Genomic DNA, 16,659 nt, shown 5'->3' on the forward strand with positions numbered 1-16,659 from the left:
ATAAAGGTCTATAGGAAAAAATGAAGTTTTTAAAGCTTATTTACCTTTCGGGGCTGACTAATTCTAGGGGCTGGTGGACACGAACATGTGGTCAAAGAAACAGCAGAAGCAATGAGTAATTTTGATGAATCTGATTTCTTATATAATCATTCTAAAATTGCAATTGGAAAGTTAAATGACATTTCAGAATTTATAAAAGAATATAGATATGCCTTTGTAGTAATTGGCAACAATGAACTACGTATGGAATGGATTAAAAGAGTAGAAGAACTAGGATACATTCTTCCTGTGATTATACATCCAAAGGCAATAGTAAGTCCTTCAGCATCAATATATCCAGGAACAATAGTAAGTATGGGAGTAATAATTTGCACAAATGTAGTTATTGAATAAGGATGCATAGTTGGTGCAGGTTCAATCATAGATCATGATAGTTTTATCGGCTATGGAGTTCATGTTGATTGTGGAGCTATTGTGAAATCTAATTGTGTTGTCTTGGGAAAGAGTAAGATTGAGAGTAGTGCAGTTGTTACAAAAGATGATTTACCATCGTCGGAAGATTTCATAAAATTAAAGGATTTTTAAGTGGTTAGATTATGCGTAAGAAAAGTAAGATATCAATTGGCATAGAAAACAAAGATGGATTTTCGTGTATAAAATTAATTATAGTGATTGAAATTTTAGAAATTATATGAGCAATTGTAATTCCGAACATGGGTGGATATGTGGAGGCTATAAGACAGTCTGTGTGTAATCATAACATAGTGCAGTTGGAATGATCATTCTGAAAATTCATTCGGTCAATTTAAGTTTGAGTATGAAGAAACATATCACCAATTTGTCCATCTAATGGAATTATTTATTATGAGAATGGTATTATTAAGTGTGATAAACATTTTGGTGAAGGGTCAACTGATGAAGAAGAAGAAATTCCCTATATATAGTAGGTGATATAATTAGTAACACAATATATTGCATAATATATAGAATCAAATCTTTTTATGGCCGAGGTGAGTATGGGGATTAGATGAATGACTCTGAAAGCTAGTGGTGGTAAGGGTTGTAGAGGTTGAGTGTGAAAGTGGAACGTTACAAGAAGATTACAGGTACTATCATACAATATTTTAGAGGTGAAAGGTAATTGGAAAATAGATTGAAGGGTTGAGTGCTAGAATATGTGGGTTAGATGAACACGTTATTTAATAGAGTTTAAAATGTAATTTTAATACGATTGTGAGGTTAGTAGAGTGAGTGATACTGAATTGAGAAATATTCCTTTCTCTCCACCGGATATAACCGATGAAGAGATAGAAGAAGTTATAAAAGCTATGAAATCTGGCTGGATAACAACTGGGCCAAGAACAAAAGAATTTGAAAGAAAGATAGCTGAATATATTGGAGTGAATAAAGCTGTATGCCTTAATTCTGCTACTGCTGCAATGGAGTTAACACTTCGTATTTTAGGCATTGGACCTGGGGATGAAGTTATAACTTCTGCTTATACATATACAGCATCGGCTTCTGTAATAGATCATGTTGGTGCAAAGATTGTATTAGTTGATACAGCTCCTGATTCATTTGAAATGGATTATTCAAAGATAGCTGATGCAATAACAGAAAAAACTAAAGCTATTATACCGGTGGATTTAGCAGGTATAATGTGTGATTATGATGAGATTTATAAAGTTATAGAAAGTAAAAAGGAATTATTTAAAGCGAATAATGAACTTCAAGAAGTAATTAATAGAGTTATTGTAATAGCTGATTCTGCTCATGGATTTGGTGCAACTAGAAAAGGATTAAAAAGTGGTCAGGTTGCTGATTTTGCCTGTTTTTCATTTCATGCAGTGAAGAATCTTACGACTGCGGAAGGTGGAGCAGTTGTTTGGAGAAATAATTTAGGTTTAGATGATGAAGAAGTGTACAAACAATTTATGTTATATAGTTTGCATGGTCAGTCTAAAGATGCATTAGCTAAAACTAAAAAAGGTGCATGGGAATATGATATTGTATATCCAGCTTACAAATGCAACATGATTGATATTTTAGCTGGTTTTGGATTGATTCAGTTAAGTAGATATGACGGACTTATGAAAAGACGTAAACAGATTATTGAAAAATATGATAAAGAACTTAAGCCATTAGGAGTTAAAAGTTTACGGCACTATGGTGATGATTACACTTCTACAGGCCATCTTTATTTAGTAAGGATACCTGGTATTGGTGAGATGGAGAGAAATGAAATTATTGTGAAGATGGCTGATGCTGGGGTCGCAACGAATGTTCATTATAAGCCTCTACCAATGATGACTGCTTATAAGAATTTAGGGTTTGATATAAAAGATTATTCTAATGCATTTGATATGTATAAGAATGAGATTTCATTACCGCTTCATACGTTGCTTCGTGATGAGGATGTGGAGTATGTGGCTGAGAGTTTGAAAAAGGCTATGGGAGAAGTATTAGGTGATAATGAAATTTAAATAAAAGAGGGGTGATTTGATGTATAGACATTTCTTTAAAAGAGTTTTTGATTTAGTTCTAGCATTAATTGCTATGCCATTTTGGCTTATTATTTTGATTGTTATTGGACCTATTATTTACTTTCAAGATAAAGGCTCTATTTTTTATAACGCTCCACGTTTAGGAAAGAACGGAAAGATATTTAAAATGTATAAATTACGTTCGATGAAAATGAACGCACCTGATTTGAGAAATGAAGACGGATCAACATTTAATGCAGAGAATGATTCAAGGTTAACGAAGATAGGGAAGTTTGTTCGTAAGACTAGCCTTGATGAAACCCCTCAGTTATTAAATATCATTAAAGGTGATATGAGTATTATTGGACCGAGACCGGATTTGCCAGAGCATAGAGAATTATATGAAGGTAATGAAGAACGCAAATTGGAAATAAGACCTGGAATTACAGGATTTAATCAAGCATATTATAGAAATACAGTGCCATGGAAAGAACGTATTCAACATGATATATACTATATTAATAATTTGTCTTTATGGCTTGATATAAAGATATTTTTTAAGACGGTTGTATCGGTATTGAAGAGAGAGGATGTGTTCATTGAACAAAAAACTACGAAGAACAATTCTATTACTAAAGATAGTTCATTAAATTTATAGGAAAGGTTGATTTTATGCAATATGTACTTTTTATAGGTAGTAAAGTTGGATATGAGGCAATAAAAGTTTTGTCAGAATTAAATTATAGTATATTGCATGTTTTTATTGAACAAGAGCATAGCCATGAATACGAACAATTTTATGAAAGATCTATTGAAAAATGTATAGAAGCAAATTATCAATACCGTCTTAATGCAACTAAAAAGGAAATAGCAAAAGTAGTTGATGATTTACAATCAGTAGATTATATTATGAGCTTTGGCTACAGAAGAATGATTCCTGAAAATGTAGTTAGAAAAGCTAGTATTGCTGCACTTGGTACTCATTTTTCACCATTACCAAGATATAGAGGTTTTGCACCATTAAATTGGTTATTGATTAATGGAGAGAAAGAAACAGCTGTTAACTTATTTTATTTAGATAAAGAGGTTGACAATGGAGATATTGTAGATAGAGAATTCGTAGATATTTACTATCAGGATGATATTAATTCTTTGCTAGATAAATGTTTAGTGGCGTTTAAGAAACTAATGTTAAGAGCAGTTCCAATGCTTGAAGATAAAACATTTAATACTGAAAAACAAGATAATTCAAAAGCGACATATACTTGTGCAAGAAATCCTGAAGATGGATGGATTAACTGGGAGTGGAGTTCTAAAAAAATATATAACTTAGTTAGGGCATTGACGTATCCTTTTCCAGGGGCGTTCACCTATTATAATGAAGAGAAATTATATATATGGTCTTGTGAAGAATATAAGATTCCTATATATGAAGGCAGAATATCTGGGAAAGTTATTAAGATTATTAAAGATGAAGGTATCGTGGTTCTTTGTGGAGATGGAGTTGTTTTACTTAAGGATGTACAGTTACAAAATGGAGAACGTCAGACAGCAGATAAGGTTATTAAGAGTATCAGAGTGACGTTGGGAATAAAAGTTTAAGATTAGGTTGGTGGTTATAGGTGAAAAAAATATTGATTGTCTCAACTGTTAGTAGACAATTTTATTTGTTTGAGCAAGGGAATATAGAAGTATTAAAATCTTTAGGATTTGAAATACATTGCGCTGCAAATTTTGAAGATGAAAATGAGAGATTGGATGCTCTTGATATTGTAAGACATCATTTTGATATTCAAAGATCTCCTTTTTCAATAAAGAATATAAAAGCATATAAACAACTGAAGAAAATAATGAAATTAGAGAATTTTGATGCAGTACATTGTCATTCACCTATGGGTGGAGTATTAGCTAGGCTGGCAGCTAAATCTGTGGGGATTTTTCCTGTTATTTATACTGCACATGGTTTTCACTTTTATAAGGGATCACCTATTATTAACTGGTTAGCTTACTATCCGATTGAGAAGTTTTTATCAAGATATACTGATGTGCTGATAACAATCAATCAAGAGGATTATGAAAGAGCCAAGAAGTTTAAGGCAAAGAAAATTGAATATGTACCAGGTATAGGTGTAGATACTAAAAAATTAAGTGGAGTTACTGTTGATAGAGGTAAGAAACGCGAAGAATTAGGAGTACCAAGAGCTGCTTTTGTTATACTGTCAGTAGGAGAGTTGAATAAGAATAAAAATCATGAAGTTATTATTAAAGCATTAGCGAAGATAGATAATAGAAATGTGTTTTACATAATTTGTGGTTGTGGTGATAGAGAAGATTATTTAAGACAATTAGCAAAGTTACTTGGGATTTATGATAAAGTTATGTTTTTAGGTTTTAGAAATGATGTACCTAAGATTTATAAGGCTGCTGATATATTTGCATTCCCTTCATATAGAGAGGGGCTTTCGGTGTCACTTATGGAAGCGATGGCGGCAGGTTTGCCAGTTATCTGTTCGAAAATAAGAGGGAATACAGATTTAATAGAAGTCACAAAAGGTGGATACTTATTGGAACCCAATGATATAGATGGATTTGTTGCAAGTATAGAAAAACTAATGAAGATTGAAAATATTAATAGTCGCATGAGTTTGTATAACTTTAAAAAAATCACACAATTTGACAAAGAAGATGTGAAAAAGAAAATGAACAAAGTATACAGTGAGGTTTTTTAAAATGAACAGTAGAGAAGATGTTAAACGAATAGCATTTATAATAGGATGTATGGGTAGAGGTGGAGCGGAGAGAGTAATATCTATTCTAGCAAATCACTATGCTGAAAAAGGATGGCAAGTTGATATACTATTATTACTTAATAATAGGTGTGATTATCAATTAAATAGAAATATAAAGATAATACCAATATGTAATGAGAATAAATCAAAAATAAGCTATTTACCAAAATGGATGTACGGTATTCGAAAGTATATTATTCAAAATAAACCAGATAGAATAGTTTCATTTGTTGCTCGCATTAATATTATTACAATACTTGCAAGTATTGGCCTTAATAAGCATATTGTGGTATCCGAGAGAAATGATCCAGCTTCAGATGGAAGGTCTATAATTGTACGGCTTGCTACAAGAATACTTTATCCACTTGTAGATTGTGTTGTATTTCAAACAAAATGGGCTCAATCTTGTTTTTCAAAAAGAGTACAAAATAAAAGTGAAATTATATTAAATCCTATTCATGTGAATACAGTAGCTTCAAATAATAAAGAAAAAAAAATAGTAGCGGTAGGACGTTTGTTAGAGCAAAAAAATCATGCAATGCTAATTCGTGCTTTTAAAAAAGTAAATGATGAGTATTCAGACTATAAATTGTATATCTATGGAGAAGGGAAATTAAGGGATGTACTAACAAAACAAATTCAAGAATTAGAGCTTGTAGAAGCGGTATTTCTTCCTGGTAATGTATCTGATATCCATGAAAAGATAGCAGATGCAGAGGTGTTTGTGCTTTCGTCTAATTATGAGGGATTATCAAATGCCTTGCTAGAGGCTATGATGATGGGTTTGCCTTGCATATCAACAGATTGTGCTGGGGCGAATGAAGTTATTCAAAATGGTGAAAATGGATTGTTGATTCCTATTGGCGTTACGGATAAGCTCATTGAAGCAATGAAAGAGCTTACTTCTAATAGAGAATTTGCCATTCAACTTGGTGAAGAAGCAGAAATAACATCTCAAGAATTTGCTAAACATAATGTATTAAAAAAGTGGGAAGAAGTTATTGAAAATTAGTTTAAAAAACTATAGATAGGAAGTTTTAAGATGAAAAGAATCCTTTTTGTAATACCTTTTTTATCTAGTGGCGGAGCCGAAAGAGTTGTATCTATTTGGACAAGTGAATTGGCAAAGTTGGGAATAGATGTTCATCTGCTTGTATTTTATAGATTGGAAAATGAATATTCATTAGATAAAAAAGTTATTATACATACAGTTAAACATAAAAAGAATGAATACGATAATTTAGCCAAAGTAGAAAAAATAAGAGCGATAAGGCATATATTTCAGGAGATAAAACCTGATGTAATATTACCATTTATAACGCATGTTGGTTTGATAACATCAATTGCTAAAATAGGGTTACATTTAAAAGTTATTGAAACAATACGAATTGATCCTAGATATAGTCCACGTAAAAAAATAATCAGATGGTTACGCAATATGTCAATATTTTTTTCTGACAGATGTATTGTACAGAATAAGACCCAATTAGAATATTTTCCTCCATTCATGCAAAAAAGTATGGTGATTTTTCCAAATCCTATAGCAAATGAGTTTGTACAAAAAGAAAAAGTATTTATTAATAAAGAGATATGTAATTTTGTTACAGTTGGGAGATTAGAAAAACAAAAAAATTATTTTATGCTACTAAGAGCTTTTTCACAAGTTTCAAAAGATAACGAAAAAATTAATTTGAAAATTTATGGAGAAGGTTCATTATTTAATCAGTTAAATGATTATATTGATGAACTAAATTTAAAGCAAAAGGTTTTGCTTTGTGGTAGGACAAATAATATAGTTGAAGTTCTCCAAGAATCTGATTTATTTATTCTTTCATCTGATGCAGAGGGTATGCCTAACTCACTTATGGAAGCTATGGCGGTAGGATTACCTTGCATATCTACTAATTGTCCAACAGGACCAGCTGATTTAATTGAAGATGGTATCAATGGAGCTTTAATTCCAGTTGGAAATCAAGATGCACTTGTAGATTCAATGTTTAAAATGATAAATAATATTGATGATTCAATAAATATGGGTAGAAGTGCAAGGGAAACAATATTGAGTAGATATACCGCAGAGGCTAGTGTAAAAGAGATAATGGGATTTATCGAATCTATTTGAATATAAATTACAAAATTAAAATTGCACAAAAGGAGAAGATTTTATTATGAAACGTCCAAAGTTTATACAAGATATGTTTAATTTAATTAGATTTACAGCATTCAAGATACGGCCAGAAGCTATCCTTAAAATAGAATTTAAACGTCATGCTGGATACAAACTCAATGTGAAAAATCCGCAGACATTCAATGAAAAGCTTCAGTGGCTCAAACTTAATTGGTATGATCCAAATGCAACTATATGTGCTGATAAATATTCAGTAAGAAAGTTTGTAGAAGATAGGGGCTTAGGACATTTACTCAATGATTTATATGGAGTATATGATAATGTTGATGATATTAATATAGATAGTCTACCAAGTGAATTTGTGATGAAGGTTACACATGGGTGTGGCCAAAATTTAATTTGTACTGATAAATCTAAGTTTAATTGGGGTACAGAGAAGAAAATGTTTAATAAATGGTTAAAAATAAGTCATTATTATGACTCGCTCGAATGGGTATACAGAGATATTAAGCCTAGAATTATTGTAGAAAAGTTAATTAAAACAAATGATGAAAAATGTCCTAAGGACTATAAGATATTTTGTTTTAATGGAGAACCAAAATGTCTTTTTGTGGCCACTGATAGGGGTGAACATACTACAAAATTTGATTTTTATGATCTTGAATGGAATCATCTTACTGTTAAGAATCATTATCCAAATAGTGGAGAAATATTGATAAGACCCAAAGAATTAAATGAAATCCTAGAGTATTCAAAAATTCTTTCTAAAGGCTTTCCACATGTTCGAGTTGATTTCTACATAGAAAATAATAAAGTGATTTTTGGCGAATGTACATTTTTCCATTTTTCAGGAAGTGAACCGTATGAACCAATGAAGTTTGATTATGAAATGGGAAAATATTTGAAATTACCTAAAAAGAAAGCTACGATATAGGTTAGTGGTTTATGAGTAATATTCTTTAAATGTTACTTAGTGTAAAGCTAGCTTAACACGTATAACTTGAGTTTCGTTTAGGTTATCTTTACAGGTGACTAATGAAGAGTATTAAATTTTTGTTTAATATATTTGCGATAGAGAGGAAACAACCTGAATATGAAAAATTTATTAAAGGCAATAACTCTTATAATTCTTTATCTTTTATCTATAGCATTTAGTCAAGTGGATTTAATTGATATTAGTTTGATAATAAGCATTATAACGAGTATATTTTTGGTATTTTATATTAAAACAATATGTAAAAGTTATTCTAACCTAACTATAGTATTTTATGCTTTTAGTGTTCTATACGGATTAAGTGGTCCAATTAATGTGTATTGGGGGGAAGGATTAGCTAATATATTTGGCGATTTATATGATGTTGGTAGTTTCATAAGTGTATTTTGTATTTCAAATATTGGATTTATAATTGGAATTCTATTTTATAATCTTTTTAATAAGGGAAAGTCTAATTTTGTTTTTAAAGATATAAGTAGATTATTTTTAAAAGAAAAAGTATTGATTAAATCCTCATTAATTTTTGCATTTATTTCTATGAGTTTTGAATTAATAAATTTTATGCGTGTAGGAGGAATATCAGCACTAATACAAGGAAAAGCTTATTATCAAAGCGCAATATCAGAATTATCAGTAACGGTGCCTGTAAATTATTTTGCGGATTTTGCTTTTGCTTTTTTTTCATTATATATTGGAATAAACATTAATAGGAGAAAGAAAAATAATAAAATGAAGATATTGAGATTTATTATTTATATGATGCCTTATTTGTTTGTTAATATTTATTTAGGGAAAAGAGGAGTTCTTTTATCAATAATTATTATTATTTTTATTGGAGTTACTTATTTAAAACCTATTAAGAGTATAAGACCTAAATTAATTATAATGGTTTTACTATTGTATATAATAATGGGATTTTTATATGCCAATAGAGGTATAGCACCGTTGCTTTTTACAGATAAAAATACATTTTTTGAACTTGCATTTCAAAAAGAAAGGATAGTAAAAGCTTTAAATCCAGGTAGTAATGAATTTGGAGCTCCTTTTGGTAATTTTAATATGTTTTATATTAATTCCAATAATAAATTTGACTTATTATTAGGAAAGAGTTATGTTAATGGGATATTTCTAATGATACCCTCAATTATTTATCCGGGTAATAAACCTCAACAAATTGGGTATATATTTCGTGATGTGTATTTTCCATCTGAGGCATTAAGAGGGTCCATAGCTGGAACTGCATTTTCTTCTATTTTAGAAGCGTACTGGAATTTTAGTTATTTTGGCGTATTTTTTATGTATTTATTTATAGGATATATGTTGCAAAGATTAGATAAAAGGATAAGCAATAAAAACTGGAAATCTTTAGTTTTTTATATATCGCTTTCACCTTTAGTAATAAGTTTCCATAGAGTGTCTTTTGGAAATATCATTTCAGCAATAGCATTTAAAGGTATAATTTTATACATTTTTGTTTGTATTTTTAGTTGTTTTATATTTGATAGAAATCACAATAAAGTTAATAATGGTTTTGGTGAAAAGTAAAAATTTGAAAGAGTGGGCGTTTTGAATAAAAAGATATCTAGTAATTTGAAAAAAAGAAAAAACTTTATTATATACTCATTATTAAAAGTATTAACTATGGTACTAAGTTTAATCACCAATATATTTATTGTAAGAAAACTAAGTGTAAATGACTTTGGTGTTTTTTCAGTAGCGTTTATGCTTATTGGTTTAATAACAACTTTTGGTTTTAGTTGGAGTTCATCTTCAATACTCTATTATGGAAGTAAAGAAAAAGCAAAGAATGGGAACATAAATAAAACATTTTGGGCTAGAAACATCATTATCTTCTTTAGTTTAATAATTACAAGCGTAATATTTGCTGCTTTTAGAAAACAAATCAATGATTATATAGGGATAGAAGTATCATTTCTTATTTTGATATGGCTATATGTAAGTGTAGCGGAGGATTATTTAAGTCAATATTTTTTAGCAGTAAACAGACAACTATTATCGAGCATGCTTTCGGTTACAGCAAAAGTAATTTATATTATTTTGATTATATCAATATCTTTTGATGTACAGGCGCTTATCATTCTTAATATTATTAGCCATGCTACAGTATTAACATACATTTTGGGAATGCAAAAAAAAGATATTGGGAAATTCCAGTTTGATAGATCATGGTTTAAGGAAGTTTTGAATTTTTCATTATGGCAATTATTTGGATTTTCAGGACTATATCTAATTAACTTTGGAGATACAGCAATTATAAAACATTTTATGACTACGGAAGATGTTGGTATATATAATGCGGCATATAAATTATTTAATAATATTGCGGGATTTGCTTTTGTAATTTCTAGTTATTACGCATCGAGTGTGTCTGCATATTTTGCTAATAATAATCATAAAAAGATTAAGAATTTTTTTTATAGAGAAAGATTTATTATTTTGGTACTTAGTACAATAGCTCATATCCTGGTTATGTTTTTTGCTGAGCCGATAATTGTAACTTTATATGGTGAAAGATATATAGAATCCGTTAGAATATTTAACATTTTAATGGTTGGGAGTGTATTTAGATATCTATCTGTATTTTATATGTTATATTATAATACAAATAAGAAACATAAATTACAACAAACAATTAATATTTTTAGGGCAATACTAAATTTAGGATTAGATATTATATTTGTAAAACTATTTGGACTCAGTGGGCCTGCTATTGCGACTACAGTAGCAATTCTAATAACTTCTATTTTTTCAGCGTTGTATTGTGAGAGAAAGATTATAAAATTAGCAAAGAAAGAGGGAGATTTTATTGGGTGATAAAATTAGAAGTATTTTGAAAAGGAATCAATATATTGTTGGAACATATGATAAGTCAAAGGTAATACGTTATAAATACCTTATTTCTGACAAAAAGTTTATAAAAAAGAAATTTAAATCAAGATTAAATAGAGAGGTAGAGTTGGACAATCCGGTAAAATTCAATGATAAGCTCCAGTGGCTCAAACTAAAATGGAATGATCCGTTAGCAACGAAGTGTGCTGATAAGTATGAAGTAAGGGAGTTTATATCAGAAAAGATTGGGTCAGAGTATTTAAACGAGTTATATGGTGTTTATGAATCTGTTGATGATATTGATATAAAAAAACTTCCTGATAGATTTGTTTTTAAAGGAACCCATGGATCCGGGTTTAATACTATTTGCAATAATAAATATGAAATGAATTGGGAAAATGAATTTCAAAAGATGAAACGATGGTTAAAAACAAACTATTTTTGGCAAAATCGCGAATGGGTTTATAAAGATATAAAACCAAGAATAATATGTGAAAAATATTTAGAAGAAGTTGAAACTGGTGAATTAAGAGATTACAAAATTTTTTGTTTTGATGGAGAACCCAAAATTATTGAGGTCGATTTTGCTCGATTCAAAAATCACAAGAGAAATTTTTATGATCTTAATTGGAAACAAATTAAAGGCGAAATTAAATATCAAAAGGATGAATCGGTTAAAATTCAAAGGCCGCAAAAATTAAATGAAATGTTAATGCTGAGCAAAAAATTATCTCAAGGTTTTCCACACGTAAGAGTTGATTTTTATTATATTAACGATAAGGTGATTTTTGGTGAACTTACATTTTTCCATGAAAGTGGTATGGGTATGTTTAGGCCTGAAGAATTTGAAATTCAAATGGGTAATTGGTTAGAGTTGCCTATATTAAAATAAATTGATTGGAGGATACTAATAGCAAGCTCACGCGAAAACCGCACGTGAGCTAGGCTCCCCGGTGGTACGGATTTTGTCGAAAAAACATTATGTTTTTTTAATCCTTATCCTAGAAATAACCTCGGAGCGATAATTTTTTAATTATATTAAAATTATAAAAAATATATTTTAGCGATTATGAAAGGATGGAATGTAATGTCACATAAGAATTTAACAATTTTAATTACAGGAGCAGCTGGCTTTATAGGTTCTAACTTAGCCAAAGCTCTTATTTCAGATAATAAAATTATCGGATTCGATAATGTAAATGATTATTATGATGTAAACTTAAAAGAATATCGTTTATCCCAGCTTAAATCATCTCCAAACTTTACATTTATAAAAGATGATTTGGCGGATAAACAAGCGGTTGACTCTATTTTCGAACAGTATCATCCAGATATAGTTGTTAATTTAGCAGCGCAGGCAGGAGTGCGTTATTCTATTGATAATCCTCAAGCATATATTGATTCTAATATAACAGGATTTTTTAATATATTAGAGGCTTGCCGTAATTATCCAGTAGAACATTTAGTTTATGCATCATCTTCATCTGTTTATGGTTCTAATAAAAAAGTTCCATATTCTACAGAGGATAAAGTAGATAATCCTGTATCACTTTACGCTGCAACTAAGAAGTCAAATGAGTTAATGGCACATGCATATTCTAAGTTATATGATATTCCAGCAACGGGACTTCGTTTCTTTACTGTATATGGTCCAGCAGGTAGACCTGATATGGCATATTTCAAATTTACTAATAAATTAGTAAAAGGTGAAAAGATACAGATTTATAATTTTGGAGATATGTATAGAGATTTTACTTATATTGATGATATTGTGACAGGTGTGATTAATGTTATGGATAAAGCACCAGAACCTAATGAAGATGGTGTAAAATATAAAGTTTATAATATTGGTAATAATAATCCTGAAAGCTTAAAGAATTTTGTAGACATATTAGAACAGAAATTAATAAAATATGTAATTATTGAACATGAAGCAGAAAAAGAATTACTTCCTATGCAACCAGGGGATGTATATCAAACATATGCTGATGTATCTGAACTAGAAAAAGATTTTGGATTTAAACCAAGTACAAGTCTTGATGAAGGATTAGACCGATTTGCAAAGTGGTATAAAGAGTATTATGAGGTTGAAGAGTAAATAAACCAAAGTAAGTTAAAGGGGGCAACATAGAAATGAAAATTACAATAGCAGGAACAGGTTATGTTGGATTATCAAATGCAGTATTATTATCCCAACATAATGAAGTTATAGCACTTGATATTATTAAAGAAAAAGTTGATATGATCAATAATAAGAAATCACCGATTATTGATAAAGAGATAGAAGATTTTTTAGCAACAAAGGAATTAAACTTGATATCAACAACAGATAATTACTTAGCATTTAAAGATGCAGAATATGTTATCATCTCAACACCTACAAATTACGATGCTGAGAAGAATTATTTTAATACAAGAACCGTTGAAGCAGTTATTGCTAATGTATTATCTATTAATCCAGATGCAGTAATGGTTATTAAATCAACCGTACCAGTAGGATATGTAGAAAAAGTAAAAGCTATGTTTGAAACAGATAACATTATCTTTTCACCAGAGTTTTTAAGAGAAGGTAAAGCTTTATATGATAATTTATATCCATCAAGAATTATTGTAGGGGAGCAATCAGAAAGAGCTAAGAAGTTTGCTGATTTATTAGTACAAGGTGCTATTAAAGAAGATATTAACGTCTTATTTACGAATTCAACAGAAGCGGAAGCTGTAAAACTATTTTCAAATACATACCTTGCTATGAGAGTAGCATACTTTAATGAACTTGATACTTATGCAGAAGTAAGAGGACTAGACACAAAGCAAATAGTTGAAGGTGTATGTTTAGATCCTAGAATAGGAAGTCATTATAACAATCCATCCTTTGGTTATGGTGGATATTGCTTACCTAAAGATACAAAACAGTTATTAGCCAATTATTCAGATGTGCCTCAAAACATTATGGCAGCAATAGTAGATGCCAACAGAACAAGAAAAGACCATGTAGCTGATATGATCATAAGTAGAAAACCTAAAATTGTAGGGGTATATAGATTAACTATGAAAATGGATTCAGATAACTTTAGACAATCATCTATTCAAGGTGTTATGAAGAGAATTAAAGCTAAAGGTATTGAAGTAGTAGTATTTGAGCCAGCACTTAAAGAAGATGAGTTCTACAACTCAAGAGTGATTAGAGATTTAAATGAATTTAAGGAGATTAGTGATGTTATTGTGACTAATAGGATGGCTGATGATATATTGGACGTAGAGGAAAAAGTGTATACTAGGGATTTGTATAGTAGGGATTAACCTTATAACTTTTACACCCTACAAACCTTGTAATTTGTTCTGGGGTAGCATAACGAGATGGTGATGTGGGTAATATGCCAGTTTGGTTTTTCTACTGAATTGATATTTGATTCTATTAATGAAAAGGGCGTTAATTTTAAGAATGAAAAGCAAATCAATGAAGTGATGTAGCTTGTCATGGATCTGGCTAACAATACTCGAATCTGGGAAAATAACGGATACACGCCTAATGAGATATTTGTGAAATATGAAAAGCCAAATCTTAGGAGCATTCCAAGGGAACAAATGAGGATTATTAAAAAAGTGGGTAGAAACGATCCATGTCCATGTGGCAGTGGGAAGAAATATAAGAAGTGTGTTTGGGGAAAGAGTAGCTATAGATGTACTTGAAATTAAAACGACATTAGGAAGTTTTAAATTCGATATAGCTGATGTTATTTTTCGATTAAGGTTCATACTAGATAAGGGGAGTGTAAACAATATGGATAAAAAAATTTCCATATCCCAAATGGCTTCCTCACTTTCTGAAATACTGGATATGATTAAGTCTTTTGATAAAATAGGAGTAGGTATCATCTTTAATAAAGAAGAAATTAATACAAGGACGAGTAAAGGTAAAAATATGTTGTCTAAGCTTGGTGCTATTATGGAGATTTTAGATTCTAATAAACTTGGGAAAAATTATAGTTCGTGTAATAAGGTATTATGTTATATTATTACCGAAATAGCAGAAGGTCTTTCTGAATTTCCGAATGAAAGTGACTTACCTGCATATGAGTATTTAATTGGTAAAAAAAGCAGGAGAATTCTATACTTCACAGCAAATTTCCACGATTCTTTCAAGGATAGTTGCACTAGACAGTCAAGATCCAAGCACAGGTAATAAAAAAAGGTGAAAAGAGTTCTTAATTTTGCATGTGGATCTGGTTCGCTTTTGATCAATGTTAGAAAACAGTTAGGAACAAATTCTATAGGGCAGATTTATGGACAGGAAAAAAATATTACTACTTACAACCTTGCTCGAATGAATATGTTACTACATGGATTAAAGGATACAGAATTTCAACTATTTAATGGTGATTTTTTATTAAATGATTGGGATATTCTGAATGAGTTAAATCCTGCAAATAAGTTAGAGTTTGATGCTGTTGTTGCTAATTCACCATTTAGTTATCGTTGGGAGCCAATGATACTTTGGCAAAAGATTTTCGTTTCAAAGGATATGGACTTGCACCAAAATCAGTGGTAGTGACGATAATTGTGAATTTTATGATAGTTCTTCACAGAACTATTTCAATAAATAGTTGTTGAGTATTAAGATTCAGTTTGTTTTTAAGGTGGAATTGATTGGATTCATTCTATGTAAGAGAATTGTACCTTAATAAGATAAAATATCCAGAAAGTGCCTTTAAAATTGCTTAAGAGCGATGGGAGGCATTTGCATAATATATTAGTTCCTAATTTTTTAATAAAATAGGGGACTTTTTTTATTGGCTAAATTTATAAAACTTAATCATTAAAAATTTTTCGTGAAAAAATTAAGGCAATACTTGCTAAAAACGTTTAAGTAATGGGGGGATTTTTATTTTGAAAATTCTTTGCTTTTTTGGTCCACCCCCTTGTTTTTTTGCCTATAGATATGAGGGGTATTTTTTCAAAGTTTCTCAAAAACTAATTAAATGAGTGTGAAACAGATGAAATTTTTATCCATGGAACATAAAAAACGAGTACTAAATTTGTTGCAAAGAGAAAATACATATCCTAGGGATGTAGAGCGATTGGCATTATTTTATATTATTGCTGGTAATACTGATGTACATAGGAAGGTGAACAATATCTACAACTTTGAACACCACCAAATTAAACCAGATTGTTTATATGATTGTAGGGTAGATTTTTGCAATAGTTCAAGGGCGTTAGTTAAACTTGCTTATAACTTATTTAATGGTTATCAAGATAAGAACGTATCACCGTTTGATTTGTTATTGGATTTAGATATGGGCAATTTCCACTTAGCAACATAAAGCATGAAAATCAGATTTGAGTATTCAAATCAAGTTCAGTCTACGTAGATGATGATGAACTAGAATTTTGAAAGACCAGCTAAGAATTGTC

17 protein-coding genes are annotated in these 16,659 nt (G+C 30.1%); all 17 read left to right on the forward strand.

Going from position 1 to position 16,659, the window contains the following annotated elements; translation table 11 throughout:
* Positions 1-60: 60 nt before the first annotated feature.
* The 17 genes from ACX6CF_RS24425 to ACX6CF_RS24505 all read left to right on the forward strand — a co-directional run bounded on the left by ACX6CF_RS24425 (position 61) and on the right by ACX6CF_RS24505 (position 16,568).
* Positions 61-393 carry a PglD-related sugar-binding protein gene (locus ACX6CF_RS24425; protein WP_458788008.1) on the forward strand — a complete coding sequence of 111 codons (333 nt, stop codon included), beginning with the start codon at positions 61-63 and terminating at the stop codon, positions 391-393.
* 854 nt (positions 394-1,247) lie between these two features.
* On the forward strand, positions 1,248-2,483 hold the full coding sequence (locus ACX6CF_RS24430; RefSeq protein WP_458787993.1) for a DegT/DnrJ/EryC1/StrS family aminotransferase: 1,236 nt from the start codon (positions 1,248-1,250) through the stop codon (positions 2,481-2,483).
* A gap of 19 nt (positions 2,484-2,502) precedes the next feature.
* Entirely contained in the window at positions 2,503-3,141 is a 639-nt protein-coding gene (locus ACX6CF_RS24435; protein ID WP_458787994.1) for a sugar transferase, read from the forward strand.
* A 14-nt stretch (positions 3,142-3,155) separates the two neighbouring features.
* Positions 3,156-4,085 carry a methionyl-tRNA formyltransferase gene (locus ACX6CF_RS24440; protein WP_458787995.1) on the forward strand — a complete coding sequence of 310 codons (930 nt, stop codon included), beginning with the start codon at positions 3,156-3,158 and terminating at the stop codon, positions 4,083-4,085.
* A gap of 20 nt (positions 4,086-4,105) precedes the next feature.
* Positions 4,106-5,212 (forward strand): glycosyltransferase family 4 protein, encoded by a 1,107-nt coding sequence (locus tag ACX6CF_RS24445; RefSeq protein ID WP_458787996.1) that lies wholly within the window; start codon positions 4,106-4,108, stop codon positions 5,210-5,212.
* 1 nt (position 5,213) lies between these two features.
* The gene (locus ACX6CF_RS24450; protein ID WP_458787997.1) at positions 5,214-6,284 is read left to right on the forward strand and encodes a glycosyltransferase family 4 protein; all 1,071 of its coding nucleotides are present in this window, start codon (positions 5,214-5,216) and stop codon (positions 6,282-6,284) included.
* 30 nt (positions 6,285-6,314) lie between these two features.
* The gene (locus tag ACX6CF_RS24455; RefSeq protein WP_458787998.1) at positions 6,315-7,394 is read left to right on the forward strand and encodes a glycosyltransferase; all 1,080 of its coding nucleotides are present in this window, start codon (positions 6,315-6,317) and stop codon (positions 7,392-7,394) included.
* Positions 7,395-7,440: 46 nt separating this feature from the next.
* Positions 7,441-8,334: an ATP-grasp fold amidoligase family protein gene (locus ACX6CF_RS24460; RefSeq protein WP_458787999.1), complete on the forward strand. Its 894-nt coding sequence runs from the start codon at positions 7,441-7,443 to the stop codon at positions 8,332-8,334.
* A gap of 159 nt (positions 8,335-8,493) precedes the next feature.
* Entirely contained in the window at positions 8,494-9,939 is a 1,446-nt protein-coding gene (locus ACX6CF_RS24465) for an O-antigen polymerase (protein WP_458788000.1), read from the forward strand.
* A 21-nt stretch (positions 9,940-9,960) separates the two neighbouring features.
* A complete protein-coding gene (locus tag ACX6CF_RS24470) occupies positions 9,961-11,229 on the forward strand; it encodes a lipopolysaccharide biosynthesis protein (RefSeq protein ID WP_458788001.1) in 1,269 nt (422 codons plus the stop codon).
* The gene (locus ACX6CF_RS24475) at positions 11,222-12,136 is read left to right on the forward strand and encodes an ATP-grasp fold amidoligase family protein (RefSeq protein WP_458788002.1); all 915 of its coding nucleotides are present in this window, start codon (positions 11,222-11,224) and stop codon (positions 12,134-12,136) included. Before ACX6CF_RS24470 ends, ACX6CF_RS24475 begins: the two co-directional genes overlap by 8 nt.
* 195 nt (positions 12,137-12,331) lie before the next feature.
* The gene (locus ACX6CF_RS24480) at positions 12,332-13,342 is read left to right on the forward strand and encodes a GDP-mannose 4,6-dehydratase (RefSeq protein WP_458788003.1); all 1,011 of its coding nucleotides are present in this window, start codon (positions 12,332-12,334) and stop codon (positions 13,340-13,342) included.
* Positions 13,343-13,377: 35 nt separating this feature from the next.
* Positions 13,378-14,544, forward strand: coding sequence for a nucleotide sugar dehydrogenase (locus ACX6CF_RS24485; RefSeq protein ID WP_458788004.1), 1,167 nt, complete (start codon positions 13,378-13,380; stop codon positions 14,542-14,544).
* 285 nt (positions 14,545-14,829) lie between these two features.
* On the forward strand, positions 14,830-14,934 hold the full coding sequence (locus ACX6CF_RS24490; protein WP_458788009.1) for an SEC-C metal-binding domain-containing protein: 105 nt from the start codon (positions 14,830-14,832) through the stop codon (positions 14,932-14,934).
* Between the two features lie 91 nt (positions 14,935-15,025).
* Positions 15,026-15,427: a recombinase family protein gene (locus tag ACX6CF_RS24495; RefSeq protein WP_458788005.1), complete on the forward strand. Its 402-nt coding sequence runs from the start codon at positions 15,026-15,028 to the stop codon at positions 15,425-15,427.
* 9 nt (positions 15,428-15,436) lie between these two features.
* The gene (locus ACX6CF_RS24500; protein WP_458788006.1) at positions 15,437-15,793 is read left to right on the forward strand and encodes an HsdM family class I SAM-dependent methyltransferase; all 357 of its coding nucleotides are present in this window, start codon (positions 15,437-15,439) and stop codon (positions 15,791-15,793) included.
* A gap of 445 nt (positions 15,794-16,238) precedes the next feature.
* Positions 16,239-16,568, forward strand: a complete 330-nt coding sequence (locus tag ACX6CF_RS24505; RefSeq protein ID WP_458788007.1) for a DUF6075 family protein — start codon at positions 16,239-16,241, stop codon at positions 16,566-16,568.
* Positions 16,569-16,659: the final 91 nt, after the last annotated feature.

It is taken from the genome of Vallitalea sediminicola, assembly GCF_054408565.1.